Annotated in this window: 24 protein-coding genes; 17 read left to right on the top strand and 7 right to left on the bottom strand. The window is 68.3% G+C overall.

All coding sequences use genetic code 11. The features are described 5' to 3' along the window. The first annotated feature begins 204 nt into the window (after positions 1-204). The 9 genes from infA (at position 205) to truA (ending at position 5145) form a co-directional block, all read left to right on the top strand. Positions 205-426, top strand: a complete 222-nt coding sequence (infA, locus tag ED92_RS02665) for a translation initiation factor IF-1 (RefSeq protein WP_005166804.1) — start codon at positions 205-207, stop codon at positions 424-426. Between the two features lie 36 nt (positions 427-462). Beyond that, positions 463-576, top strand: a complete 114-nt coding sequence (gene rpmJ / locus ED92_RS02660) for a 50S ribosomal protein L36 (RefSeq protein ID WP_004558882.1) — start codon at positions 463-465, stop codon at positions 574-576. A gap of 205 nt (positions 577-781) precedes the next feature. Further along, on the top strand, positions 782-1162 hold the full coding sequence (gene rpsM / locus ED92_RS02655; RefSeq protein WP_005166805.1) for a 30S ribosomal protein S13: 381 nt from the start codon (positions 782-784) through the stop codon (positions 1160-1162). Then, positions 1159-1344: a hypothetical protein gene (locus tag ED92_RS02650; RefSeq protein ID WP_005166807.1), complete on the top strand. Its 186-nt coding sequence runs from the start codon at positions 1159-1161 to the stop codon at positions 1342-1344. Before rpsM ends, ED92_RS02650 begins: the two co-directional genes overlap by 4 nt. 18 nt (positions 1345-1362) lie before the next feature. Further along, entirely contained in the window at positions 1363-1770 is a 408-nt protein-coding gene (gene rpsK / locus ED92_RS02645) for a 30S ribosomal protein S11 (RefSeq protein WP_004558885.1), read from the top strand. Positions 1771-1793: 23 nt separating this feature from the next. Continuing rightward, positions 1794-2399, top strand: coding sequence for a 30S ribosomal protein S4 (gene rpsD / locus ED92_RS02640; protein WP_007031054.1), 606 nt, complete (start codon positions 1794-1796; stop codon positions 2397-2399). Between the two features lie 127 nt (positions 2400-2526). Next, the gene (locus ED92_RS02635; RefSeq protein WP_005166811.1) at positions 2527-3600 is read left to right on the top strand and encodes a DNA-directed RNA polymerase subunit alpha; all 1074 of its coding nucleotides are present in this window, start codon (positions 2527-2529) and stop codon (positions 3598-3600) included. Positions 3601-3674: 74 nt separating this feature from the next. Beyond that, a complete protein-coding gene (gene rplQ, locus ED92_RS02630) occupies positions 3675-4238 on the top strand; it encodes a 50S ribosomal protein L17 (protein WP_037332675.1) in 564 nt (187 codons plus the stop codon). A gap of 73 nt (positions 4239-4311) precedes the next feature. Beyond that, a complete protein-coding gene (truA, locus tag ED92_RS02625) occupies positions 4312-5145 on the top strand; it encodes a tRNA pseudouridine(38-40) synthase TruA (protein ID WP_081975735.1) in 834 nt (277 codons plus the stop codon). Here the strand turns inward: truA and ED92_RS02620 are convergent. The 3 genes from ED92_RS02620 to eccE all read right to left on the bottom strand — a co-directional run bounded on the left by ED92_RS02620 (position 5115) and on the right by eccE (position 8217). Then, entirely contained in the window at positions 5115-6074 is a 960-nt protein-coding gene (locus ED92_RS02620; RefSeq protein WP_037332671.1) for an endonuclease domain-containing protein, read from the bottom strand. The two genes, truA and ED92_RS02620, sit on opposite strands and share 31 nt — an antisense overlap. A 242-nt stretch (positions 6075-6316) precedes the next feature. After that, the gene (locus ED92_RS02615; RefSeq protein ID WP_007031058.1) at positions 6317-7039 is read right to left on the bottom strand and encodes a hypothetical protein; all 723 of its coding nucleotides are present in this window, start codon (positions 7037-7039) and stop codon (positions 6317-6319) included. After that, the gene (eccE, locus tag ED92_RS02610; protein ID WP_037335877.1) at positions 7036-8217 is read right to left on the bottom strand and encodes a type VII secretion protein EccE; all 1182 of its coding nucleotides are present in this window, start codon (positions 8215-8217) and stop codon (positions 7036-7038) included. The genes ED92_RS02615 and eccE overlap by 4 nt, the downstream gene beginning before the upstream one ends. Positions 8218-8766: 549 nt before the next feature. Between eccE and eccB the strand changes: the two genes are divergently transcribed. From eccB to ED92_RS02590, 3 genes are all read left to right on the top strand, one after another. Next, positions 8767-10380 (top strand): type VII secretion protein EccB, encoded by a 1614-nt coding sequence (eccB, locus tag ED92_RS02600; protein ID WP_081975680.1) that lies wholly within the window; start codon positions 8767-8769, stop codon positions 10378-10380. A 68-nt stretch (positions 10381-10448) separates the two neighbouring features. Further along, positions 10449-10763: a hypothetical protein gene (locus ED92_RS02595; RefSeq protein WP_037332667.1), complete on the top strand. Its 315-nt coding sequence runs from the start codon at positions 10449-10451 to the stop codon at positions 10761-10763. Positions 10764-10768: 5 nt separating this feature from the next. Continuing rightward, positions 10769-11920 carry a WXG100 family type VII secretion target gene (locus tag ED92_RS02590; protein WP_037332664.1) on the top strand — a complete coding sequence of 384 codons (1152 nt, stop codon included), beginning with the start codon at positions 10769-10771 and terminating at the stop codon, positions 11918-11920. Between the two features lie 96 nt (positions 11921-12016). On the opposite strand, the gene ED92_RS02585 is transcribed toward ED92_RS02590, so the two are convergent. Next, positions 12017-13663, bottom strand: coding sequence for a type VII secretion-associated serine protease mycosin (locus ED92_RS02585; RefSeq protein ID WP_037332662.1), 1647 nt, complete (start codon positions 13661-13663; stop codon positions 12017-12019). Between the two features lie 23 nt (positions 13664-13686). Then, positions 13687-15051, bottom strand: a complete 1365-nt coding sequence (gene eccD / locus ED92_RS02580) for a type VII secretion integral membrane protein EccD (protein ID WP_081975679.1) — start codon at positions 15049-15051, stop codon at positions 13687-13689. 513 nt (positions 15052-15564) lie between these two features. Here eccD and ED92_RS02575 point away from each other — a divergent pair. The 5 genes from ED92_RS02575 to ED92_RS02555 all read left to right on the top strand — a co-directional run bounded on the left by ED92_RS02575 (position 15565) and on the right by ED92_RS02555 (position 22855). Further along, positions 15565-19572 (top strand): type VII secretion protein EccC, encoded by a 4008-nt coding sequence (locus ED92_RS02575; protein WP_037332658.1) that lies wholly within the window; start codon positions 15565-15567, stop codon positions 19570-19572. 68 nt (positions 19573-19640) lie between these two features. Then, positions 19641-21590, top strand: coding sequence for a type VII secretion-associated protein (locus tag ED92_RS02570; RefSeq protein ID WP_037332655.1), 1950 nt, complete (start codon positions 19641-19643; stop codon positions 21588-21590). 12 nt (positions 21591-21602) lie between these two features. Continuing rightward, positions 21603-21965 (top strand): hypothetical protein, encoded by a 363-nt coding sequence (locus ED92_RS02565; protein WP_037332653.1) that lies wholly within the window; start codon positions 21603-21605, stop codon positions 21963-21965. A gap of 232 nt (positions 21966-22197) precedes the next feature. Further along, positions 22198-22518 carry a WXG100 family type VII secretion target gene (locus ED92_RS02560; protein WP_081975678.1) on the top strand — a complete coding sequence of 107 codons (321 nt, stop codon included), beginning with the start codon at positions 22198-22200 and terminating at the stop codon, positions 22516-22518. A gap of 52 nt (positions 22519-22570) precedes the next feature. After that, on the top strand, positions 22571-22855 hold the full coding sequence (locus tag ED92_RS02555; RefSeq protein ID WP_037332651.1) for a WXG100 family type VII secretion target: 285 nt from the start codon (positions 22571-22573) through the stop codon (positions 22853-22855). A 121-nt stretch (positions 22856-22976) separates the two neighbouring features. On the opposite strand, the gene ED92_RS02550 is transcribed toward ED92_RS02555, so the two are convergent. Then, on the bottom strand, positions 22977-23723 hold the full coding sequence (locus tag ED92_RS02550) for a DUF4333 domain-containing protein (RefSeq protein ID WP_037332650.1): 747 nt from the start codon (positions 23721-23723) through the stop codon (positions 22977-22979). Between the two features lie 3 nt (positions 23724-23726). Beyond that, a complete protein-coding gene (locus ED92_RS02545; protein ID WP_037332648.1) occupies positions 23727-24617 on the bottom strand; it encodes a hypothetical protein in 891 nt (296 codons plus the stop codon). Between the last annotated feature and the right edge of the window lie 265 nt (positions 24618-24882).

Raw genomic sequence — 24882 nt, 5'->3', positions numbered from 1 at the left:
TAACACAGTCACCCCCCGTTTGGGGCTCACGACACGGGTTGCGTACACTGTCAAGTCGGTGTACTCATCGCGCCCGGATCCTGCGCGCTCGTGAATTCTCGCGAACGGACATTGGAGCCGGGTAGGAGTGTGCCGATGCACCACCCAGCCAAGCACTCAAGCTCTGACTGATAACACAGCGTAGCGACAGGAAATGCGGAGGACATGGGCAAGAAAGACGGGGCCATCGAGGTCGAAGGCCGCGTAGTCGAGCCGCTCCCCAACGCGATGTTCCGCGTCGAGTTGGAGAACGGCCACAAGGTCCTTGCACACATCAGCGGCAAGATGCGGCAGCACTACATCCGCATCCTGCCCGAGGACAGGGTTGTCGTGGAGCTCTCGCCCTACGACTTGTCTCGTGGTCGCATCGTCTACCGCTACAAGTGATCACGACGAGTTAGCACAAGCAGGAGAGCAGGAGACGTGAAGGTCCAGCCGAGCGTCAAGAAGATCTGCGACAAGTGCAAGGTGATCCGCCGTCACGGCCGGATCATGGTGATCTGCGAGAACCTGCGGCACAAGCAGCGGCAGGGCTGATCACTCGCACTCGTACAGAGTGGATTGACGGCTACACAATCTCCCCGCACCTGCCGGGCCGTGCGAACGGCCCGGTTCACCCCCGGACTTCAGGCCGGGGCCGGGACACCCGAAGCGCAAGCAGAGGGCACGACAGGCGAGTCGGTCCCGGGACCGGACGGGGAGCAGACCTGGAGATGAATTCTATGAAGGAGCATCAACGCCAATGGCACGACTCGCTGGCGTAGACCTCCCCCGCGAAAAGCGGTTGGAGATCGCGCTGACCTACATCTACGGCATCGGCCGTACCCGCTCGAAGCAGCTCATCGCGGCTGCCGAGCTCAACGCGGACACTCGCGTCAAGGATCTGAGCGATGACGACCTCGCCAAGCTGCGGGTCTACATCGAGGAGAACTTCAAGGTCGAGGGTGACCTTCGCCGTGAGGTGAACGCCGACATCCGTCGGAAGATCGAGATCGGGTGCTACGAGGGCCTTCGCTGGCGTCGCGGACTTCCCGTCCGTGGTCAGCGCACCAAGACGAACGCCCGCACCCGTAAGGGTCCGAAGAAGACGGTCGCCGGCAAGAAGAAGGCTGGCAAGAAGTGAGCGTCCAGGGCAAGAAGGTCGTGCGTATGGGCGGCGTCCACCGCCGCGGCTCGGCTTGTGTCTCGCCCAAGGCGCTTTACGCCCGCCCGATGGCGCTCCGCAACCTGTACACCGACGCCGGTTCGATCATCCGGCGCGGACAGGCCGAAGCGGTCGCCGCTCACCAAGAGAACGCGCGCTAACAGGAGAACCCTCAGAACATGCCACCGAAGTCTCGTACTGCGGCGGGGGCCAAGAAGGTCCGCCGTAAGGAAAAGAAGAATGTCGCGCACGGTCACGCGCACATCAAGAGCACCTTCAACAACACCATCGTCTCGATCACGGACCCGACCGGTGCCGTGATCGCGTGGGCGTCGAGTGGTCACGTGGGCTTCAAGGGCTCGCGTAAGTCCACCCCGTTCGCCGCGCAGATGGCCGCCGAGAACGCCGCCCGCAAGGCTGCTGAGCACGGCATGAAGAAAGTCGACGTCTTCGTGAAGGGCCCGGGTTCGGGCCGCGAGACGGCGATCCGCTCGCTGCAGGCGGCCGGCCTCGAGGTCGGCACCATCCAGGACGTGACCCCGCAGCCTCACAACGGCTGCCGCCCGCCCAAGCGGCGCCGGGTCTGAGGAACGGGGAGGAGTAAGAAGAAATGGCTCGTTACACCGGCCCCGCGACGCGTATTTCGCGTCGCCTCAAGGTTGACCTCATCGGCGGCGACCAGGCTTTCGAGCGTCGCCCCTACCCGCCGGGCCAGCACGGCCGCGGGCGCATCAAGGAGTCCGAGTACCTCCTGCAGTCGCAGGAGAAGCAGAAGGCTCGCTACACCTACGGCGTTCTCGAGCGTCAGTTCGTCCGGTACTACAAGGAAGCCGTCCGGCGTCCCGGTAAGACCGGTGAGAACCTGCTGCAGATCCTCGAGTCCCGTCTGGACAACGTGATCTACCGCGCCGGCATCGCCCGCACCCGCCGTCAGGCGCGTCAGCTGGTGAGCCACGGCCACTTCCTGGTCAACGGCGTCAAGGTCAACGTCCCGTCCTACCAGGTCACGAAGTGGGACATCATCGACGTGCGGCCGAAGTCGTTCGCGATGCTGCCCTTCGTCGCGGCCAAGGAGTCGTTCGGCGAGCGTCCCGTTCCCGCGTGGCTCCAGGTCGTTCCGTCCAACCTCCGCGTGCTGGTCCACCAGCTCCCGGAGCGCGCTCAGATCGATGTTCCGGTCCAGGAACAGCTGATCGTCGAGCTCTACTCGAAGTGATCCATCATCGGGCCGGGGTTTCCCCGGCCCGATGTGGGCACGGGCGGCGGCGCCCGGAGTGCGCCGCCGCTTCGCCATCCCTTTCGGTGTCATATGGCGGGCGCCGTTTGGAAAGGAATTAGGAAAGATGCTGATTTCCCAGCGACCGGCTCTCGGCGAAGAGACGGTCAACGAGACCCGCTCCCGGTTCACCATCGAACCGCTGGAGCCCGGCTTCGGCTACACGCTCGGCAACTCGCTGCGGCGCACGCTGCTGTCGTCCATTCCGGGCGCGGCCGTGACGAGCATCCGCATCGACGGCGTGCTGCACGAGTTCACCACCGTTCCCGGGGTGAAGGAAGACGTCACCGACATCATCCTGAACCTCAAGGAGCTCGTGGTCTCCTCGGAAGAGGACGAGCCGGTCACCATGTACCTGCGCAAGCAGGGCCCCGGTGAGGTCACCGCCGCCGACATCGTGCCCCCGGCCGGTGTCACCGTGCACAACCCGGATCTGCACATCGCGTCGCTGAACGGCAAGGGCAAGCTCGAGATCGAGCTCGTCGTCGAGCGCGGCCGCGGTTACGTTCCGGCCCTGCAGAACAAGCAGGCGGGCGCGGAGATCGGCCGGATCCCGGTCGACTCCATCTACTCCCCGGTGCTGAAGGTGACCTACAAGGTCGAGGCGACCCGTGTCGAGCAGCGCACCGACTTCGACAAGCTGATCCTGGACGTGGAGACGAAGCCGTCGATCACGCCGCGGGACGCTGTCGCGTCGGCCGGTAAGACGCTGGTGGAGCTGTTCGGTCTCGCGCGCGAGCTGAACGTCGACGCCGAAGGCATCGAGATCGGCCCGTCGCCGCAGGAGGCGGACACCATCGCCGCCTACGCGATGCCGATCGAGGACCTGGACCTCACCGTCCGGTCGTACAACTGCCTCAAGCGCGAGGGCATCCACACCGTCGGCGAACTGGTCTCGCGCAGCGAGGCCGACCTGCTGGACATCCGCAACTTCGGTGCGAAGTCGATCGACGAGGTCAAGCTCAAGCTCGTCGGTCTCGGCCTCGCGCTGAAGGACAGCCCGCCCGGGTTCGACCCGACCGCGGCCGCGGCCAGCTACGACGGTGAAGGCTGGTCCGAGGGCGTCGACAGCATCACGGACGGAATTTCGGACAACGGCCACGACGATGGCCAGGACTACGCAGAGACGGAGCAGCTGTAAGGCCAGCTACGGCTCCCTCACCGGTCGGGTGGGGGAGCGCCGGCCTTCAGCTGTGAGCTGAACGAGGAGAACCGATGCCCACCCCCACAAAGGGACCCCGTCTCGGCGGGTCGCCCGCGCACGAACGGCTGATCCTGGCCAACCTGGCCACTCAGCTGTTCGAGCACGGCAAGATCACGACGACCGAGGCGAAGGCCCGGCGGGTGCGCCCGCTGGCCGAGAAGCTGATCACGAAGGCGAAGCGGGGCGACCTGCACAACCGTCGTCAGATCCAGCGCGTCGTGCGCGACAAGGATGTCGTGCACAAGCTGATCGCCGAGATCGGTCCGTTCTTCGCGGAGCGTCCGGGTGGCTACACCCGGATCACCAAGACGATGGCGCGCAAGGGCGACAACGCCCCCATGGCCGTCATCGAGCTGGTGTCCGAGAAGACCGTCACCGCCGAGGCCGAGGCCGCGCGCAAGACGAAGTTCGCCAAGGACGAGCCGAAGGCTGCCGCTCCGGCCGCCGAGGAGACCACCGAGGCCACTGAGGCTGCCGACACGGCCGCCACCGAGGCTCCGGAGGCCACCGAGGCTCCCGCCGCCGACGAGGCCGCTGAGGCCCCCGCCGCGGACGCGGACAGCAAGAAGGACTGACGTCCTGACGGCACCGAACACCCCGGACGAGCCCGCCACTCCCACTGCGGAGGGCGGGCTCGTTCGTCTGCGTCTGGACGTCTCTTACGACGGCACCGATTTCTCCGGCTGGGCGCGGCAGCCCGGACGGCGCACGGTGCAGGGAGTCCTCGAAGAGGCGCTCGCGAAGCAGCCCCCAGGGGCCTCGGTCCCGAAGTCCGTCGTCGTCGCCGGCCGCACCGATGCCGGTGTGCACGCTGCCGGCCAGGTGGTCCACGTCGACGCGTCGCCTTTAGCGGGCAAAACGCGATCCGGTCGTCTGGAACTGGACGAGCAGGGCATCCCTGACCTGGGGCGGATGCGGCACCGCTGGAATCGGTACCTGCCGGGTGACGTGCGGGTGCTGGATGCGCGGGTGGCGGCGCCCGGGTTCGACGCGCGGTTCTCGGCCGTGCGGCGCCACTATCTGTACCGCGTTTCGGACGCGCCGTGGGGCGTGGATCCGTTGCGGCGTCATGACACTTTGGCCTGGGGGCGGCCGCTTTCCGTCGACGCGATGAATGAGGCGTCGGCGGCTCTCTTGGGGCTCCAGGACTTCGCCGCGTTCTGCAAGCAGCGTGAAGGCGGGACGACCATTCGCGAGCTGCAGCGGCTCGTGTGGCGGCGGACCGGGCCGCACGCGGTCGAGGTCGAGGTCTCCGCTGATGCGTTCTGCCACTCCATGGTGCGCAGTCTGGTGGGGGCTCTGCTCTTGGTCGGTGACGGCCGACGTCCGCTCGGTTGGCCTGGTGACGTCTTGGAGAGCCGGACGCGCGACAGCGCCGTCGCTCCGGCGCACGGCCTGACGTTGATGGCCGTCGACTACCCGCCAGACGCCGAACTCGCCGCGCGTGCCGATCAAACGCGCGCCATGCGCACCCCCTCCTGATCCGGACACGGCGCCTTTCGCGGGCTAAACGCGCCGCGGCGGGCCTGCCAGACGGCCTCGACAATGCCTTTGAAGTCGTTCGCCAGGTCCTCCGCGGTGGCGATGACGAATCGCCATCCCTCGGCTTCCACGCGTCTTCGGCGTTTGCGGTCATAGGCTTGTTCCCTCGGGGTGTTGTGCCATCGGCCGTCGTACTCGATGGCGACCCGGAACTTCTCGTCCGCGAGATCAAGACGAGCGAGGAAACGGCCGGTTCGGGATTTGACCTCGACCTGAGGCGTCGCCGTGATGCCACCGGCTGCGAGCACGATGCGGAGCTCCGATTCCGGATGCGATTCCGCGCGAGGGTCGGACAGGCGTAAAGCATGCCTGGCCAAGCGAATTCCTCTATTGCGACGACCGTAGAACTCGCCGTTGAGGTGCAGATCGGTCAGATTGTTCGCCCTCATGAACTGGTCCAGATCCGGGACGCCGATACGGAGTCTTCGCGTCCAGCTGGATTTGCGTGGAGAAAGCCGAAGCAGGAGATCCAGCGCTATTCGGCGTTTCCGTGCGATGCGGATGCCGTTCCAGGGTCTCGATTCTTCGGGTTTGACCTCGGTCCGCCGAACTTTGATGCCGACGATCGGGCCGAAGCGATTCTTCTCCGGCACGATCATCTCGACGGGGTCGTTGGGGTTGGCCAGCTCGACGCCGTGAACGGTCGCGGCCGATCGCCCGGTCAGGACTGCTTCTGGCGGTGCCAGCAGCGCGGCGCCTCGGCAGCGCAGCTCGTGGGTGACCTCGACGCCGGCGCGTGTGTAGACGTCCTGAAACAGCCGTCGGACGCTCGAGCCGCGTAACTGGCTGGCCGTGATGAGACCTGCCTTGCGCGCTTCCGAGCCGCGGAAGACATCGGGGAGATGAGATGAATCGAAAGGTTTGGTCATGTCGACACGGTGACCGACAAGACCGACAGCCCGACGCCATCACCGCCGTTTCCGGCCGACTTATCCACAACCCCCGGCTTGTCCACAGTCGGCGTAATTGCCCCTTGACTCGCAAACCCCACGCCTCGGATCGCGTTTAGGGGGCAAAACGCGACGTGGCGGCACGCAAAAGGGGCACCGTCCGAAATGGACAGTGCCCCCGTAGAGCGCGATTAGCCCGCTAAAGTCGACGCGGGGCGGGGTTAGTCGCCTCGGCGCACCGGGCCAAGGATCTGCTGCTCTTTCGCGGTGGTGACCAGGCGAAGAGGACGCCACAGGTTCCGGCCCAGCGCGACCACCTGGTCGTCCTTCAGCGTCGTGAGCTGCTTCATCATCTGGGGCGGGAGCCGCCAGATGCGGGCCGCCAGTTCGGCCTGGCCCGGCGGGAGCCGCTGCATCAGCACCAGGTCGGCCGCGTTCGCGGTCGCCCCGGCCTGCGGGTGCAGGTACGGCAGCACGTACACCGTCGTCTGCCACGGCGACCGCGGCGGGAACAGATCCTGCGGCGTCGGACCGCCGTCGGTCACCACCAGCAGCGGCGCGTCCTCGGACGGACGCGGGAGGTCCACCGGCGACAGCCGCCGGATCTGTACCAGCGGCGAAGGCCTGCCGTTGGGCTGGTTCCCCGCGGCTTGGGGGAGCACCTGCCACGCGGCCGGACGTCCGGTCGCCACGACGACCCACGCGCCGACCGCCATCGCCCGCAACGCCACCTGGCGAGCCAGGTAGAGGCCACCGACCAGCACGATCCGGGTCGGTGTCGAGCGCAGCGCGGAGATCGTCAGCGGCTCACCCTTGAGACCGGAGCCGAGGACGATCCCGCCGCGGTCACCGGATGGGCTGATCGCGTCGAGCATCGCCGGGTCGACGGTGAATTCCGGGGCGACACCGGCGCTCTGGCCTGCATCGCGCATGCGGGTGCTCATGCCGTGCCTCCGATCGGCAAAGTCGCGGAGAACCCGGAGATCTGCAGGCCGCGCAGCGGCGTCAGCGTCACACCCAGCCGGTCCGAGATGCCCTGCAGCCGCTGGTCGGCCGCGTCCAGTTCACGCGGGTTGCGCGCACTCAGGCGAACGATTCCGCGCAGGCCGATCTTGCCCTCGTCCGAGGACGGCGAGATCGACATCGCGACCGTCGCCGACAGCGCGCGGACACTGGTCAACGCGTTCAGGCTGCCGCTGATCTTGCCCTTCGGCCAGCTGGTGATCGCGTAGCTCGCGTGCCCGATGCCGGCCGCGGTGACGCCGGTCCAGCGTTCCTGCAGACCGACCTTCCCCTGCGAACCGGCGACCGCGGTCAGTTCCGCGGCCGAAATGCTGGATCGCAGCAACTCGTCCGGGTCGAGCGGCCGGGTCGGCACGCCCTGCGATTCCAAGGCGTTGCGCACTCGCGACAGCGCGCCGATCAGCGCGCGGTGCGCACCGACGACGCCGCCGCCACGTTCGCGGATGGCGGCCGGGCACCGGCGCGGGTCGAGCCGGATGGCGACCCACGTCGTCCGCCGCGCGGCCGCGGGAAGCGGGCCGAGCACCTCCATGTAGGAGCTGAGGGCGGGCGAGTCCGACGGAAGCGCGGCGCTGCCCGGGTAGCAGTGCCAGATCATCTGGATCGAGTCGAGGACCACGCCGCGGTCTTCGAGGCACGGCGCGAGCGCGGACAGCGGAAGGCTCGGCGCTCCACCCGCCTGGGTGATCAGCGCGGGCGCGGGTTCGACGAGCAGGACCGCGGTCCACGTGCCGTCGTTCCACGCGATGCCGACCTGCTGGCGTTCGTGGTCCACGCCGTGCGCGACGACGAGATCGGGAACGGCGAGACGAAGCAGGTTCACTCGGGCGTCGTCGGGGCCGGTGACGGCGTCCTCTTCGGCGGCGAGCGATTCGATGCTGCTCGGCGGAAGCGGATTCGCCACACGATCGTGCGAACGGAACATGTACCGCATCGTGAGTCCAGCCCATTGGGTGAACCAGCGGCCGCCCCAGCGCAGGAACGCGACGATGATCGCGAATCCGAGCACGCCGATCGCGATGTACTTCAGCTTCATGTCGATCGCGAGGAGGACGAGACCGACCGCGAGCCCGAGTTCGAGCACGACCAGGTTCGCCACGGGCAGCGGGCCGAGGTTGATCCCACCGGTCCGGCGCCGCGCGGGCGCGGCGATCCGCACCGCCGGAGTCGGTGGGGGACCGGACTGCGGGCCGGGGCCGCCGGACGGAGGACCGCCCGGGCCGCCTGGCCCACCGGGGCCTCCCGGACCGCCAGGTCCGCCGGGGCCACCGGGTCCCTTGGGGCCTCCCGGTCCACCGGGACCCTGCGGGCCGCCAGGACCTCCAGGGCCGCCTGGGCCCCCGGGACCGCGAGGAACACCGGGACCTCCCGGGCCTCCGGCCGGGCCGCCCGGACCACCCGGTCTGCCGGGCCTTGGCGGCGGCCCCGGCGGACGACCAGGAGGTTGAGACCCCGGAGGGCCGGGCGGACGTGGAGGAGTGGTGACGGACATCCGCGCTTTCTCTTCCCCTCGTGCTTGCTGCGTACCCGGAAAGCCGGTCCCGAGGAACTTGACACTAGCTGGAGTTGGTAGAAACCCCACACCAGACGGTCCCCGTACGGCTATCCTGCGGAACCGTACCGCGACGGGGAGGACTGTAGGTCGAGAATGCCATCAACACCGACTACTAAGTCTCAAGTTCAGGCTTATCAGTTCGTTCTGCGACGGATGCAATCCGCGCTGGTCCGTCGCGACGCCGTCATGCTCCACGACCCGATGCGCACGCACACGCGGGCCACCATCGTGGGTGTCGTGCTGGCCGCGCTGGGCGTCCTGGTCTTCGTCATCTGGGGCCTGCTGAACCCGAAGCCCTCCGTGCCGGACGCGGGCAACATCGTCATCGGCGAACAGTCGGGAACGGTGTACGTCGTCGCCGGGAACCCGAAGAAGCTGATTCCGACCTTCAATCTCGCCTCCGCGCGGCTGCTGATCATCGCGCAGTCGAAACAAGGGGCGCAGCAGTCGGGGGGCAAGCCTTCCGGGCCCACGCAGGCCTCAGAGGTGAAGAACCCCACAGTCGTTTCGGATGAACAGCTGAAGAACATTCCCCGCGGCCAGCTCATGGGTATTCCCAACGGTCCTCAGCTGATGCCGACGGACTCGCAGCGCGTCACCCCGGAATGGGGCGTCTGCGACGAGGTCAAGTACGACGAGTCGGTGCCCCAGCCGGACCTCTCGAAGACGGAAACGACCGTCTACGCGGGTGTGAAGCAGCTCGGGAACCGTGAGCTTGGCCAGAACGAGGCCTTGCTGGCCAAGGGCGCCAACGGCCGGGAGTACCTGATCTACCGGCAGACGCCGGACCCCAACGCCCGCAACGCGAACGCCGTCAAGGCCGAGATCAAGCCCGACGCGAACGCCGTCCGGTCCGCGCTGAAGCTGTCCGATCGGCCGCGCGGTATTTCCCAGGGCCTGCTGGACGCGATCCCCGAGGTTCCGGAGCTGAAGCTCCCGGACGTGCCGGGCAAGGGCGAGCGGCCCAACTACGAGATCGACGATATGAGGGTCGGCGACGTCTTTTCGACGGAGCAGGCCGAAGGGCGGAAGGACTTCTACCTCATCACGAAGGAAGGAATCCAGGCCATCTCCCCGGCGGTCGCCGACATCGTCCAGACCGGGAAGAACGACGGCAGCACGTCGGTCATGTCCGTGCCGCTGGGCAAGATCCGCAACCTCACGCGTGTCTCCCAGGTCGTCGAGCTCGACGCCTACCCGCAGACCGTGCCGACGGTGCTCGACGCGACCCAGGGTTCGCGGGTCTCCTGCCTGAGCTGGTCCATCGCGGGCGAAGGCAGCAGCCGGGACGGGCACACGGCGGTGTTCGTCGACGACAAGCTGCCGAAGGGCAGGAACGCCGACGGATCCGCGCCCGGCGTCAAGATCGGCACCCCCGGTCCGGTCGGCGCGCCGATCAACAGCTTCTACATGGAGCCCGGTTTCGCGGCCGTCGTCCAGTCGGCGACCGGCAAGGAGACCTTCGACAAGGGACCCATCCAGCTGATCTCCGATCGCGGGATCCGTTATGGCGTCCCTGACGCCGTGACCGCGGATTCGATCGGGCTCAACAAGCGGGTTCCGGCCCCTGAGTCCATCGTCAGGATCCTGCCCACCGGTGCTTCGCTGAACACGCAGGACGTGCTCCGCACGTTCGACACGGTGCCGATCGACGACAGGGCCGGTTCGGTCGCCACGCAGTCGCAGCAGGCTCCGGCCGGTAACTGATCACGGGAACCCGCCGGACGGCGCGAGCGTCTCAACGCCCGAGCGGTATCGGGTGAGTGGAGGGTGCAGTGGCCGGCCTGAAGATCGACGGCAACGTCGTCGGTGACTATGCGAAGCGGGTGGACGCGGCCGCCGGAGAGCTCGACCTGGCGGCCGCGGAGGTGACCGGTGAAGGCGTCACCGTCGAATCCCACGGCACGCTGGGGGAGGAATTGGGCCTCGGCGCGTCCTATGGGCGTGCGGCCGAGGCGATCCGGCGTCAGCTGGTGGAGGGCGCGGCCGCGTTGAGGTCGGCATCCGAGGCCCTGCACACCGTGACCGCGCGGCATGCCGGGCACGACGACGAGGCAGCGCAGATGATCAACCGCGCCGTGGAGCTCTGAACCGCATGATCGCCGAATCGGAGAACCCGACGGATTCCATCCCGCACCCGATGGCGGCCGCCGCACGCCCGGCTGCCCCCGAGCCGGCCCCGAGCGCGTTTAGCCCGCTAAACGCGACGGGTTCGGGTGGGGAGGAGCTGGTCGAGGCAGCGGCACCGCATCTCGCCTTCGTTTCGGAGCTGTCCGGCCATCTGGGGCTGATCGATCCGGTCGAGACCTACCTGACCCCGTTGGTGGGACGCTGGGAGGACTTGAAGAACGAGGCGGACCTCCTGCGGAAAGCAGCGAAGACCGCGGGCAACGTTTCGAAGGAGCTCTCCGAGGACCTCGGGCGTCTCGACGCCGGGTGGTCCGGCAAGGACGCCGACGCGTTCGTCGCGTACATCGTGGACATCCACGCCGCGGGCTCTGACGTCGAAGACGCCCTCACGACGCTGGCGAGTTCGCTCGACGAACTGGTGCTGTCGATCCGGCGCATCCTGACCGACCTCGTCGAGGTCCTCGTCGACACGGCGGAACTGACCTCCGAGACCGCGATGCTGCCGGTCGGCGGTGTCCGGCGGGCGCGAACGCAGCTGGAGGAGGCGCAGGAGTCGGCCAAGGCGCTCTTCGAGGCCGCTCGTAACGTCCTTGAGGGCTTTGTGCGGTTCTGTGACGGCGTCGACGACCCTGACGCCAGTTCGCGGAGTATCGAGATCACTCACCGGTACCCGCAGGACGAATTCAAGCTCCACGACGATTCCGAGGCCCCGGGTGCGCCGGTTCAGGAGAAGGCCTCCGTCGAGGCCGATTCCGGTGCGGCGTCCGATGAGCAGTCGACGTCGCCGTCCGCGGCCGAGGGCAGGCAGACCGGATCGCAGGAACCGTTGATCGAGCAAGGGCAGGCGCTGATCCCCGAGGTCGCGCCCGTTCAGGCCGCGCCGGCGCAGGGATCGGGTGTGGCCGGTGCCGGTTCGGCGATGATGCCGATGGGGATGGCGCCCATGATGGGGATGGGCGGCATGGGCGGTGGAGGCCAGACGGCCCACCAGTCCAAGACGCGGCCCGCTTCGAAACCGTCCGATGTGGTCGGTGAGCCCGGTCAGGTCGTCCCGCCCGTGATCGGCGAGGACGAGACCCCGCCGAAACCCGCCCCGAAGCCCAAGCCCGCCAAGTAGGAGCCCCCAAGGGCCAGAGCGACTTTCGCGGGCTAACCGCGATCTGGGCCGGTCTGAGGCGAGCCCGGATCGCGGTTAGCCCGCGAAACGCACGTGCTACGGGGTTTTGCGGCCTGGTGAGGTGGCAGGCCGGTTGCGGCGGACCGAGTGCACCACGAACAGGGTGACGAGCAGCGCCACCAAGCCCCCGCCGGTTCCGGCGAGCGCGACGATCATCGGGGCGGGGTCACGATCGTTCGCGGGCGGCAGATTCGCGGGCAGCTGAACCGGCTTGGCCTTGTCCGCCTCCGACGGCACGATCGCCGTCAGCGCCGCGATCGGGTCGATGACGCCGAAGCCGACGAAGTTGTCCCGGCCGCCCGGCGCCGCGGGGTGCTGAGCCGTCTCCTTAATCCGGGTCATCACCTCACGGGCATTCAGCTCTGGGAACTTTTGGCGCACAAGTGCGGCCACACCTGCGACGTACGGGGCGGCGAAGCTGGTCCCCTGGATCTCACCGGGCTGCCCGTTGCCTTCGATGGTCAGGTTGGCCAGGCTGCTGGAACCCTCCGCGGGGTCCAACGAAATGATCTTGGTGCCTGGGGCGGCGACACTGACCCACGGCCCATTGACACTGAAATTCGCGACACCGCCGGTCTCGTCGATCGCCGCGACCGACAGCACGTCTTCGGAGAACCAAGGCGGCGTGACGATCGTCTTGGGCGACTTGGGGTCCGGCTGATCGTTCTGCAGGCACTTGTCGCCGACGTTGCCCGCTGCCGCGACGACGACAACATTGCGCTCGACGGCATAGTTCACCGCAGCCTGAAGCTCCTGCTCACCCTTGGTGATGCTTCCGGTGGCCGGGCGACAGTTGTCGACCGACATGTTGATCACGTTGGAGCCTTGATCGACAGCCCGGACCACGGCCTGCGCGAGCGTTGTCAGCGTGCCCGCGGTCTTGCCCTGTCCCTGCTGTCGTCCGCCCTTGTCCTGGCCGGGCGCGGTTCCGTCCGTCGCGCCGCCTCCAGTGCCGTTCCCGGAGGACGGCGGAAGCTGTGAACCCGGATTGTTAGACGATGAAGGCGGTGCCGAGTTGGACGAGGCCGGCGGCTCTTCCTTTTTCTCCGCTTTCTCGTAGTTCTGACTCGACTGACGGATCGACAGGATCGTGGCATCCGGCGCGACCCCTCGGAAGCCGATGCTCGCGTCGGGCGGGTTCGCGGCGATGATCCCCGCCACCTCGGTGCCGTGGCCGTCGCAATCTTCGAGCCCCGGCGCCTTGCCGCCACCGGGCGTCGCGACGTAGTCACCACCCGATTCGACACGACCTCCGAAGTACGGGTGCGCGTAGACGCCGGTGTCGATCACCGCGACCTTGATGCCCTTGCCGACCGACTGCTTGGCACCGCGCATCAACTGGTGCACCCGTTCGATCTGCAGGTATTGCTGTCCCCAGGGCCGGTTCTTGATGTCGACCTGGTCACCGCCGAGTTTGCTGCGCTGGACGCACTCGGTCTTCTTCTCGTAGGTCTCGTCCGGCTTACCCGAGTCGTTCGGCCTCTTGGACGTGTCCACCGGCGGCGGGGTCGCGTAGTAACCGCCGGCGTCCGGCGCGACGCTGCTTTGCTGCGCCCACGCGGGAAGAGCCACCGACGCCGGCGAGAGAACACCGATACCGGCCGCCAGCAGCACCGTTCCGGTACGTCCGGCGAGGCCGAGGTGGCGGACGCGCGTCCCCCTGGACTTCCGCGCTACGGCCATCAGAGCATCATCCGATCGGGTCGTCACTTGAAGTTGAGGTGGCGCAGCGTCGTGTAGAGATCCATGACGCCGAGCGCCAGCGGCAGCACCGTCGCGATGAAGACGGCCTCGAAGATCTCCACGGTCCGCCGCAGCGGCGGCGAGAAGCGCTGGTTCGGGAAGATCACGCCGACCACGAGCGCGCCGGCACCGATCAGCAACAGCGCGCCGAACACGAACAGAACGCGGTTCAGCGGGCTCGCCGACCACATCCAGCCGAGCAGGATGCCCGCGCCGGACACCATGCCGGTGGTCAGCAGGGCGATCGCCTGCGCGCCGTTCGCGTACGCCCGCGCCCTGAGGAGCAGGACCAGCGTGGCGACCACGCCGAGGATCGGGCCGAAGACCGTCGGAGAGGTCGAGGCGATGATCGCGAACAGTGCCGTGGCCGCGCCGCAACCGGTCAGCAGACCGGTCATGTACTCGTGGGCGACCGCGGTGCGGCGTTCAATGGCGCGGTAGTCCGGGAAGCCCGAGTCTTCCTTCAGCTCTTCGGCGCTGCCGGGAACGTGCGGTGTCGGGAGTGCGGCGAGCTTGATCGTCGCGCGCGGCAGGATCGAGATGCAGGCCAGCGAGAACGCGGTGGCGCCGGCGGCGATCCCGGCGATCGGGGTGTCGATGAGCGTCGCGGCCAGGAAGGTCAGCGCCGCGATCGTGGCCGTCGTCGCGGCCGCGATGAAGGTGGTGATCCCGTGTCCGATGACGAGGATGCAGACCGCCGCCACGATGATCACGAGAGTGCTCGCGAGCAGCAGGTTCGCCCACAGGGACAGCCCCGGCACGATGTAGAAACCGCTGACGAACGCCAGCGGCAGACCGCCCGCCGCGGCGATCAGCACACCGGTCGCCTCGGCCTTGTAGGCCTTGGCCAGTGTCGCGCCGATCGCGACGCACGCGATCGCGCCGACACCGCCCGCGATCGCGGCGGCGAGTGCGTTGCCGCCGTAGAAAGAGCCGCTGGTGAAGAGCGCGAGGGCGGCGAAGAACAGCGCCAGGCCGCCCGCGACGTGCCCGAAGCGGCGCGCCGTCTCCTTGGTCCACGGACGGAAGCTGTCCGGGGAGGATTCGGCGATCGCGTCGACGACGTCGTCGTAGAGCGGGGGCGGTGGGTTCTCGTTGCGCTTGCGCAGCTGCAGCAGTTCGCCGTCGACGACGCCGAGGGACGCGAGGGTCCGGCTCGGGTCGAGTGGCGCGTCGCCCAGCTTCGCGAGCGCCCAGCCGCCGTGGCGGGCGCCGCCGTCCGGCGTCGCCTCCTTCGCCATCTCCAACAGCATGGGCAGCAGGTCCGCCACCGCGACGTCAGCCGGCAAAGCCACGTCGATCCGGGTGCGTGGCGCGACCACCGTCACCCTGCTGAATACCGTCGTGCCCGTTGCCACTGCCTTCCCCCTGCCCTGAGAGTCTGCTCCCGGGGGAACCTATACCGAACCCGGGTGCCCACATCATCGACTGTCGGAAAAAGACCGGCAAAAGTAGGAGAGGCGACCTCCGAAGCCCGCTCCCGGCTGCCGGCGCGTCGACTTTAGCGGGCTAAACGTCACGCGCCGGAGCCCCGGGCATCTGGGAGCCCCGGCCGCCGGATGGCGTTTAGGGGGCGAAACGCACGTGGGGCGGCTGGGCGGGCCGGATCGCGATTAGGGGGCGAAACGCACGTCGGGCGGGTGGGCGGCCGGATCGCAGTTAGGCCGCTAAACGCACGTCGGCGCGGCCGGAGCCCTACACTCCCGGAATGCGTATGGTCCCGGTCGGGGCCGTTCTCGGCGTTGTCCGGATTTCACCGGCCACGTTCGATAGGTTGTCTCGCGCACCCGTACGCGCACCAACGGTGGCCGCCATCGTCGAGTTTGAAGAGGGGTCCTTCGATGAGCACGCTGCAGTTCAAGAAGTCACCGCGCCTGGCGGCGCCGCGGCCGCCGGGCGGCGAGGTGCATCTCGAACCGCCGCCTGAGGTGCCCCGCACCATCCCGGGCAACATCGTCATGAAGCTGCTCCCCGCGGTGATGATCGTCGCTTCCCTCGGGATGATGGTCTTCATGTTCACCACGGGTGGACGCAATCCCATGATGATGATGATGGGCGGCATGATGGTGCTCAGCACCGTCGGCATGATGGCCGGCGGCGCGGGCAAGGGCGGCGGCGCCAAAAAGGCCGAGATGGACGAGGACCGCAAGGACTACCTGCGCTACCTCGGCCAGATGCGCGACAGGGCCCGTGAGGCCATGGTCGACCAGCGCGCCGCGCTCGAATGGGTCCACCCCGACCCGCAGACCCTGTGGTCGCTGGCCGCGAGCCGCCGCATGTGGGAACGCCGCCAGAACGACCAGGACTTCCTCCACCTCCGCGTCGGCCGCAGCTCGCACCGCCTCGCGACGCGGCTCGTGCCGCCGCAGACCGGCCCGGTCGACGAGCTGGAGCCGATCGCCACGCTCGCGCTGCGCCGGTTCGTCCGTGCGCACTCGATCGTCCCGGATCTGCCGACCCAGATCACCCTCCGCGGGTTCGCCGCGGTCAGCATGCAGGGCGACCGCGGTCTGACCCGCGGCCTCACCCGGGCGATGCTGGCCCAGCTGGTCACCTTCCACAGCCCCGACGACGTCCTCATCGCGGTCGCGACGGCTGGCCGTGCCAAGGAGGAGTGGGAGTGGGCGAAGTGGCTGCCGCACGCCCAGCACCCGGCGCTCGCCGACGGTATCGGCCAGCTGCGGATGATGGCGGGCTCCCTCGCGCAGATCGAGCAGTGGCTCGACGAAGAACTCCGTGACCGCCAGCGGTTCTCGCGCAACGCGACGCCCGCCCCGGACCAGCCGCACATCGTCATCATCGTCGACGACGCCGAGGTCACCCGCGAAGAGCAGATCATCCTCGAAGAGGGTCTGGTCGGCGTCACCCTGATCGACCTTTCCGACTCCATCGGCAACCTCGCGGCCCGTCGTGGTCTGCGGCTGGTCGTCGAGGAAGACCGGCTCGGCGCGCGCAGCGCCGGCGGCGTCGAATGGTTCGGCCGTCCGGACACGCTCAGCGTGGTCGAGGCCGAAGCGCTGGCCCGGCTCCTCGCCCCGTACCGCGTCGGCACCGCCGCGCAGGACGCCGCCGAGGAAGAGCCGCTGCTGTCCAACCCCGGTCTGCTCGAACTGCTGGGCATCCCCGGCGACCCGATGACCTTCGACGTCCAGCAGGCATGGCGGCCGCGCCCGGTGCGGGACCGCTACCGCGTCCCGTTCGGCGTGGGCGAGTACGGCCAGCCGGTCGAGCTGGACATCAAGGAAGCCGCGATGGAGGGCATGGGCCCGCACGGCCTGTGCATCGGGGCGACCGGTTCCGGTAAGTCGGAGTTCCTCCGCACCCTGGTGCTGGGCATGCTCGCCACGCATTCGTCGAGCACGCTGAACTTCGTCCTCGTCGACTTCAAGGGTGGTGCGACGTTCCTCGGTCTGGACGCCGCTCCGCACGTTTCCGCGGTCATCACCAACCTCGCGGACGAAGTCACGCTGGTCGACCGCATGAAGGACGCGCTGGCCGGCGAGATGAACCGGCGCCAGGAAGCGCTGAAGAACGGCGGTAACTTCAAGAACGTCTGGGAGTACGAGAAGGCCCGCGAGAACGGCGCCGACCTCGATCCGCTGCCCGCGCTTTTCATCGTCTGTGACGAGTTCTCCGAACTTCTGGCCGCGAAGCCGGACTTCATCGACCTGTTCGTCGCCATCGGCCGTCTGGGCCGGTCGCTGCAGATGCACATGCTCCTCGCGTCGCAGCGACTCGAAGAGGGCAAGCTGCGCGGTCTCGACTCGCACCTTTCCTACCGCATCGGTCTGAAGACCTTCTCCGCCGCGGAATCCCGTGCCGCGATCGGCGTGCCCGACGCGTTCGAGCTGCCGTCCGTTCCCGGTGGCGGTTACCTCAAGTACGACACCTCGACGCTGGTCCGCTTCAAGGCCTCGTACGTCTCGGGCCCGTACCGGCCCGCGGGGATCAAGGCCGCAGGCCCGGTCGCGACCGTGGTCCGCGCGGACAAGCGCCCGCAGCTGTTCGTCCCGGACTTCGTCGAACTGCCGAAGGAACCGGAGCCGCAGCAGATCGAGGCCGCGCCGGTGGAAGAGGCCAAGTCGGAGGAGGCCGTCGAGCCCAGCGAGCTCGACGTGATCGTGTCCCGGCTGATCGGCCAGGGCCCGCCCGCGCACGAGGTCTGGCTGCCGCCGCTCAAGGAGCCGAACTCGCTCGACACCCTGCTCCCGAACCTGAACCCCACCGACGACCGCGGTCTTTCCCCGGTCGGGTTCTTCGGCAACGGACGGCTGCAGGTGCCGATGGGCATCGTCGACCGCCCGTACGAGCAGCGTCGTGACCTGCTGTGGGCCGACTTCTCCGGTGGCGCCGGGCACGGTGTGATCGTCGGCGGTCCGCAGTCGGGCAAGTCGACCATGCTCCGGACGCTGATCATGTCGATGGCGCTGACCCACACCCCCGAGGAAGCGCAGTTCTACGCGCTCGACCTCGGTGGCGGTACGTTGGCCGGTCTCCAGGGCCTGCCGCACGTCGGTGGCGTCGCGGTCGCGCGGCGCGAGCCGGACAAGGCCCGCCGGATCGTGGCCGAGCTGACCACCCTGCTCACCGAGCGGGAAGGCCGGTTCGGTGCCATGGGCATCGACTCGATGAACGAGTTCCGCAACCGCAAGCGACGGGGCGAGATCAAGCCCGAGGAAGACGCCTTCGGCGACGCGTTCCTGATCGTCGACAACTGGAAGGCCCTGCGGGACGACTTCGACGAGCTGGAGACCTCGATCACCAAGCTCGCCACCCAGGGTCTTTCCTACGGCGTGCACGTCATCATCGCGGCGAACCGGTGGGCGGACATCCGCCCGGCGATCAAGGACATGATCGGTACCCGGTTCGAGCTCCGTCTCGGTGACCCGAGCGAGTCGGACATCGACCGCCGGGTCGCGGTGAACGTTCCGGCCGGCCGCCCCGGCCGCGGTCTCACCAGGGACAAGCTCCACCTGCTGACCGGTCTGCCGCGGATCGACGGATCGAGCAACCCGGACGACGTCGCCGCCGGCGTCGCCGACGCGGTCGCGAAGATCAAGGCCGCGTGGAAGGGCCGCCCGGCGCCGCAGGTCCGCCTGCTGCCGGAGATGGTCACCTACGACGAGGTCCTGGCCATCGACTCCAAGCGCAACACGAAGCTGGTGCCGATTGGCGTCAACGAGGAAGACCTCCAGCCGATCTACCTCGACTTCGCCGCCGATTCGCACTTCTACGCGTTCGCGGACGGCGAGTCGGGCAAGACGAACCTGCTGCGCCAGATCACCAGGGGTATCACCGAGCGGTACACGACGCAGGAAGCGGTCATCATCCTCGTCGACTACCGGCGCACGATGCTCGGCTTCATCGGCGGGGACCAGCTGCTCGGCTACGCGGTGTCCGCCGCGCAGCTGGAGAGCATGGTCAAGGACGTCCACGGGTCGATGACCCGGCGCCTCCCCGGCCCGGACGTCACGCAGGAACAGCTCAAGACGCGGTCCTGGTGGACCGGTCCGGAGCTGTTCGTCATCGTCGACGACTACGACCTGGTCGCCACGCAGACGAGCAACCCGCTGAAGCCGCTCGCCGAGTTCCTCGCGCAGGCGAAGGACGTCGGTCTGCACATCGTCGTCGTGCGCCGCAGTGGTGGCGCGAGCCGGGCGATGTTCGACCCGATCCTCGGCAAGCTCAGGGAGATCGCGGCGCCCGGTATGGTCATGAACGGCTCGCGGGACGAGGGCAACCTGGTCGCCAACGTGAAGCCGAGCCAGATGCCGCCGGGACGAGGAAACCTCGTCACCCGGAAGCACGGCAAGCAGCTCATGCAGGTCTCGTGGATCCAGCCGGACTGACCTCCCGCGGAACCAGGTGAGGGAAGGGCCGGGCGTGGGGTGACGACGACGATCTGCGGGAGTGGCTTGTGACAGTGCGGGTTGCGGTGGACTTCGGGACATCGAGCACCTGCGTAGTCGCTTCGATCAACGGCCGCGAGCCGCAGGTCGTCGTGGTGGACGGGCAGCCCTTGATGTCGTCGGCGGTCTACGCCGCGCCGGACGGGACGCTGTTCGTCGGCCAGGAGGCGGAACGGCAGGCGGCGGTGGACCCGTCGCGCTACGAGCCGAATCCGAAGCGCCGGATCGACGAAGGCGACCTGCTGCTGGGCGACAACGTCCTCCGCGTGACCGACGTCGTCCACGCCGTGCTGAAGCGCGCGGTGACCGAGGCGCGGCGGCTCGCCGGCGACGCCGAGGTCGAGCTGCTCGTCCTGACCCATCCCGCGGATTGGGGCGCGACCCGGACCCGGCTGCTCCGGCAGGCCGCGGGTGGGCTCGCGCGCCAGGTCGCGCTCGTGCCGGAGCCGGTCGCCGCGGCGGTCTATCACGCCGCGACGTTCGCCCCGGCCGACCTCAACTCCGAGCGCACCGTCGAGTTCAGCGGCCGCCCGGGAGACGCTCTGGCGGTCCTGGATCTCGGCGGTGGCACCGTCGACGTCTCCGTGGTGCAGCGCATGCCCGGCAGCCCGGCGGATCGCAGTTCGCCCGCTAAACGCGCCGGGTTCCAGGTGCTGGCCACCCGGGGGGATCCGAGCTTCGGGGGAGCGGACGTCGATCAGGCGCTCCTGGAGCATGTGGGTTCGCTCGTGTCGTCCGTCGATCCGCCGGAATGGCGGAAGCTCGTCGAGGGCCGCGAACTCACGGACAGGCGACGGCGCCGCGTGCTGCGGCAGGACGTGCGCGGCGCGAAGGAGACGCTGTCGCGGCACGCGTACACCGACGTCCCGATGCCGCCGCCGTTCGCCGACGCGCATGTGACCCGGGAGGACCTCGAGCGGCTCATCGCGGGGCCGCTCGGGCGCGCGGTGGAGCTGACCGTGGCCGCGATCGGCGATTCCGGGCTGCGCCCGAAGCAACTGACGGCGATCTTCCTCGTGGGCGGGTCGAGCCGGATCCCGATGGTGTCCCGGCTGGTGCACGAGCGGACCGGGGTCGTCCCCACCACGCTGGACCAGCCGGAGACCGTGGTCGCCCGCGGCGCGCTGCGGGCCGTGCTGATCGACCCGGATCGGACGGGTTCGCTGGCGGGCTCCGCGGTGTCCCGGGTCGGCGGTGCCCCCGCGCCTGTCCCCGCTCCCGCCGACCGGCGTCCCGATGCCCCGCGTCCCCCGTTCCCTCCCGGCCCACCCCCGCAGAGCGCGTTTAGCCCGCTAAACGCGACGCGGCAGCAGGGGCCGCCATCGCCGCCCATGGGGCAGCAGGGGGTGGCGCCCCTGCCGCAGTGGCGGCCGGGTGAGCCCGCTCGTGAGACCAAGCCCGCCGAGCGCGGCGGGAAGAACAAGAAGACGCCTTGGATCATCGCCGCGGCCGTGGTGGTCGTGGCGGCGATCGCCGGTGGCGTCCTCTTCGCGGTCAACAGCGGCGAGGCCGAGCCGGAGGGCCGGACGCTCGCCCAGTACGACTACCGCTTCATCGCGCCGCCGGACTGGACGCAGACCGACGACCGCGTCGCCAAACGTCAGGTGGTGATCCATCCGAGCGACTCCCTCACCGGTGACGACCTCGTGGTCGCCCAAGAGAACGTGATGGACTACGACGCGACTGCGGACAGACAGAAGCTCGTCGACGAACTCGGCGGCCTGGCACGGCTGGAGCCGGACAAGTACAGCGGCTTCAACGGCGCCGCGGAATACGCCGGCAAGTCCGTCATCTACTACCGCGAAAGCAAACCGAGTGCCCGCGTCGACTGGTACGTCGTCGCTCAGGGAAAGATCCGCGTCCACATCGGTTGCCAGTACGGCACCGGCTCACCGCACGAACAACGGGTGAGCGCGGCCTGCGAGCAGGTCGTCAAAACGATGGTGGTCGTCAACTGAAGGGGGAGGCTCATGCCACCCGAACCCGAGACCGCCGCTGAGCACTTCGCGCGCACAGGACGCGACGCGGTCACCTATGCCCGGCAGGTCGCCCGTACGGCCAAGGCGCGCTACGAACGCCGCCGGGGCGAGAACGCCGAACTCGCGAAGCAATTCGGCAAGGGACGGCTCGCGGGCGGGGAGACCGCGCCGACCCCCGCCGTCGTCCGGAACGCCGCGAAACGGTTCCGCGCGGGCGCCGGTCTTCCCGTTCCCGCCTTGCCCCCGGCGGCGGATTTGGTTCCCCTTCGGCCGGAACCCGTGTCCAGACGGCCACGTGTGGGTGACGACGACGAGGACTTTTCGCAGTCGCGAATCATGAGCCGCGGCGATTGACCGGCCGCTGTGCATTCGCTAAATCGCGTGGTGGAAGCCCTTTTTCCCGCGTGAATCGCAGGGCGCGGGCCGGATTCCCGCGGGCGGTTCCCGCCGGGAGCGTTAACGCAAGCAACTACTTGAAACCAACGAGCGACAAGAGGGAACCAGACGTGGCAGTGTCTCCGTCGTAGGTCCGTACCAAACGAACTTCACCGAGTACGGATAACCACGAACGAAGGGGGTAGCTCCCATGGCTGGCGGATTTACCGGGACAGTTGAGCAGTTCACTCAGTCCGAGAAGCGCGTGACCGAGGTCCGCGTTTCGATGGACCAGAACCTGAGCAAGCTTCGCGACAACATCGAGGCCACCCGCGCGGGCTGGACCGGTGACGCTTCGATCGCGTTCAACAACGTGATGAAGCGCTTCGACGAAGCGGGCCGTGGGCTCAACCAGGCCCTCCAGAACATCGGTGACCTGCTCGAGCAGGCCGGCTCGAAGTACAACGCTTCCGAGCAGCAGCAGCAGGAACTCATCAACTCGGTCAACAAGGGCTTCGGCGTCCTCGGCTGATCTTGCTTCACCCCGTACAAACCAAGACCATTCTTAATCACTGGAGGAACCCATGGGCGAGTTGAAGGTCGATTACGCCACGATCCACGCGGCGGCCGACGACTGCAAGACCACCGGTGGCGAGCTGGAGTCCCTCTTCGGGCAGCTGAAGAGCGACCTGGCCCCGCTGGTCAACACCTGGGACGGTGACGCGAAGACCGCGTACATGGCCGCTCAGCAGGAGTGGGACAACAAGTTCGAGGAGCTCAAGCAGCTGCTCGCGCAGGTCGCCGGCGTGCTGCCGCAGCTGGCCGACGGCTACCAGGCCACGGAGCAGGGCGTCACCGGCCTGTTCTGAGTCTCCCGGCTCCAACGAGCAACGGCGGGCAGGCATCTTCGGATGCCGAGCCCGCCGTTTCGTTTGTGTCGAAGGAAAAGCCGCGACGGTCGCCGTCGCGGCTTTTCCGTGTCCGCACCGGTCAGTGCGGCGCGCCGACCTCGAATTCCGGGGTGGTGTTCAGCACCCGGACGGTGACTTTCTTCTGCTGTCCCGAAAGATCGATCGAGCAGTCGAACGTGGCGCCGTTCTCCACCGGCTGGCCGGAAGGGCAGCTGACGTTCTTCACGTCCGGCTCCCCGTAGTTTTCGTTGAGCACGCGGACGACACCGTCCTGGACCGATTTCTGATCGAGCGTGTCACCGGCGAACGCGCCGAGCAGCCAGGCTCCGACGCCGCCCGCGACCACGACGGCCGCCGCGATCCCGCCGATCAGCAAGGTCTTCTTGGAAGCCTTGGGCTTCTTCGCGGGCTCCGCTCCGAAGGCACCGAGCCCGCCGTACTGAGACGGCTGTGCCTGCTGCGCGGGCTGGAACCCTCCGCCGTACTGACCCTGCGGGGGAGTACCCGGACTTTGTTGCTGTGCCTGCCAATCCTGCTGCTGCGGCATCGGCTGCTGCTGCGGTTGCTGCGGTTGCTGCCACCCCGGGCCCTGCGCCGGGGGTGCGCTTTGCTGCCAGGGCCCGGAAAAAGAGCCGGTGACGCCGGGCTGCTGCTGCCATTGCCCGGTGTAGGAGCCGGTGTTCGCGGCGCCCGCGTCGTTCTGCTGCCACTGCCCGGCATGCGGTCCGGTCGCCTGGCCCTCCTGTTGCCAGCCTTGCTGCTGATTGCCGGGATTCGCCGGGGGCTGCCACCACTGCTGCGGCTGTTGCGGCTGCTGTTCGGTCATGCCTCAGACGCCTTTCAGCTCGTTGAAGCGGCGGTTGAAGTCGTCCTTGGCCGCCTTGTCCGGCAGCACGGTGATCTGTGAGGCGTCCGGCAGCTTCGGCAGGTCCTGCGGGCTCGCCTTGCCGGTGAAGCGGAAGTCGTAGCGCAGCTCGATCTTGTGCCCGTTGCCCTCGATCTTCGCCTCCATCACGATCTGGTTCAGCGTCCCGTCCGAATTGAGGGAGACGGTGGTGTGCACCGGGGCCTTCTTCATCTCGTCCGTGATCCCGCTGCTGATCGACGTGGGCAGGATCTCCACCCGGCGTTCGATGAACTTGCCGAACGGGACGTCGGCGGTCAGCTCGATCCGGTTCTCCGGAAGGCTCTTGGCGCCCTTCACGATCTTCTTGTCCGCGTTGTAGGACACGGCGATCGCGTCGGCCATCTTGCAGGCGTGGATGATCCCGACCCACGCGCAGGGGATGGCCAGCCCGGCTTCGGACTTCAGCATCGAAACCCACGGCGTCGGGGCGAGGCTCTTGTAGACGGGGCCGAGGTACACGTACTCGACGGTCCCGTCGCCCGGGGTGTACCAGTCGATGCTGTCGTCCGGGTTCTTCTGCGAGCGCTGGCGGCTGACCCGGCTTTCCGGGGACCCGGTGCGGGCCGAGGAGATCGTGCTGCGGACGTACTTCTCGTCGAAGCGGAAGTAGGCGCCCGACTCGCTGGTGACGTCGCGCTGCTGGCCGATGGTGTCCTGCAGCTTGTTCATCGCGGTTTCGAACTTCGTGCCGACGTAGGTCGCCGCGTCGTCGCCCTTCGGCACGGCGGTGCCCGCGCGCCCCTGGCCGCAGGCGGTGGTCAGCGCCAGCACGGCGCTCAGCACGCACAAGATGGTCGTTGGACGTTTGTTCATCGCCGTTCCCCTGATCGAGTCCCCCGCGCGCGGTGCGCGTCCGGATCGTCTCATCCTCTCCCGCGAAGGATGATGCCGTGGGCGGTTCCGCCACACCGGCGAGGTACAGTTGCGGGGCGCCCGCCGGGCGCCGGTCCTAGTATGGGACCCCGGACCGACCCCCGCTTCGCAGTAGGGTCGGGCGTGGGGGTATCTTCATTAGTCGTTGTGCGCTGCGGCGCGTAAGCGCTAGGCCCGCACAGAACCCACACGCAATGTTGACGAC

It is taken from the genome of Amycolatopsis sp. MJM2582, assembly GCF_000754115.1.
GTDB classification, from domain to species: domain Bacteria; phylum Actinomycetota; class Actinomycetes; order Mycobacteriales; family Pseudonocardiaceae; genus Amycolatopsis; species Amycolatopsis japonica.
Note: the sequence above shows the minus strand (reverse complement) of the source record. Positions and strands in the feature narration are given on the sequence as shown.

Bases quoted from the DNA above. Each gene is read 5' to 3' on its own strand.
- infA (WP_005166804.1), top strand. From the start codon at position 205: ATGGGCAAGAAAGACGGGGCCATCGAGGTCGAAGGCCGCGTAGTCGAG.
- rplQ (WP_037332675.1), top strand. From the start codon at position 3,675: ATGCCCACCCCCACAAAGGGACCCCGTCTCGGCGGGTCGCCCGCGCAC.
- ED92_RS02620 (WP_037332671.1), bottom strand. From the start codon at position 6,074: ATGACCAAACCTTTCGATTCATCTCATCTCCCCGATGTCTTCCGCGGC.
- ED92_RS02585 (WP_037332662.1), bottom strand. From the start codon at position 13,663: ATGGCCGTAGCGCGGAAGTCCAGGGGGACGCGCGTCCGCCACCTCGGC.
- ED92_RS02545 (WP_037332648.1), bottom strand. From the start codon at position 24,617: ATGAACAAACGTCCAACGACCATCTTGTGCGTGCTGAGCGCCGTGCTG.
- ED92_RS02635 (WP_005166811.1), top strand. From the start codon at position 2,527: ATGCTGATTTCCCAGCGACCGGCTCTCGGCGAAGAGACGGTCAACGAG.
- rpsM (WP_005166805.1), top strand. From the start codon at position 782: ATGGCACGACTCGCTGGCGTAGACCTCCCCCGCGAAAAGCGGTTGGAG.
- ED92_RS02590 (WP_037332664.1), top strand. From the start codon at position 10,769: ATGATCGCCGAATCGGAGAACCCGACGGATTCCATCCCGCACCCGATG.
- rpsK (WP_004558885.1), top strand. From the start codon at position 1,363: ATGCCACCGAAGTCTCGTACTGCGGCGGGGGCCAAGAAGGTCCGCCGT.
- ED92_RS02565 (WP_037332653.1), top strand. From the start codon at position 21,603: ATGCCACCCGAACCCGAGACCGCCGCTGAGCACTTCGCGCGCACAGGA.
- ED92_RS02575 (WP_037332658.1), top strand. From the start codon at position 15,565: ATGAGCACGCTGCAGTTCAAGAAGTCACCGCGCCTGGCGGCGCCGCGG.
- rpsD (WP_007031054.1), top strand. From the start codon at position 1,794: ATGGCTCGTTACACCGGCCCCGCGACGCGTATTTCGCGTCGCCTCAAG.
- ED92_RS02555 (WP_037332651.1), top strand. From the start codon at position 22,571: ATGGGCGAGTTGAAGGTCGATTACGCCACGATCCACGCGGCGGCCGAC.
- ED92_RS02560 (WP_081975678.1), top strand. From the start codon at position 22,198: ATGGCTGGCGGATTTACCGGGACAGTTGAGCAGTTCACTCAGTCCGAG.
- eccB (WP_081975680.1), top strand. From the start codon at position 8,767: ATGCCATCAACACCGACTACTAAGTCTCAAGTTCAGGCTTATCAGTTC.
- ED92_RS02550 (WP_037332650.1), bottom strand. From the start codon at position 23,723: ATGACCGAACAGCAGCCGCAACAGCCGCAGCAGTGGTGGCAGCCCCCG.
- ED92_RS02615 (WP_007031058.1), bottom strand. From the start codon at position 7,039: ATGAGCACCCGCATGCGCGATGCAGGCCAGAGCGCCGGTGTCGCCCCG.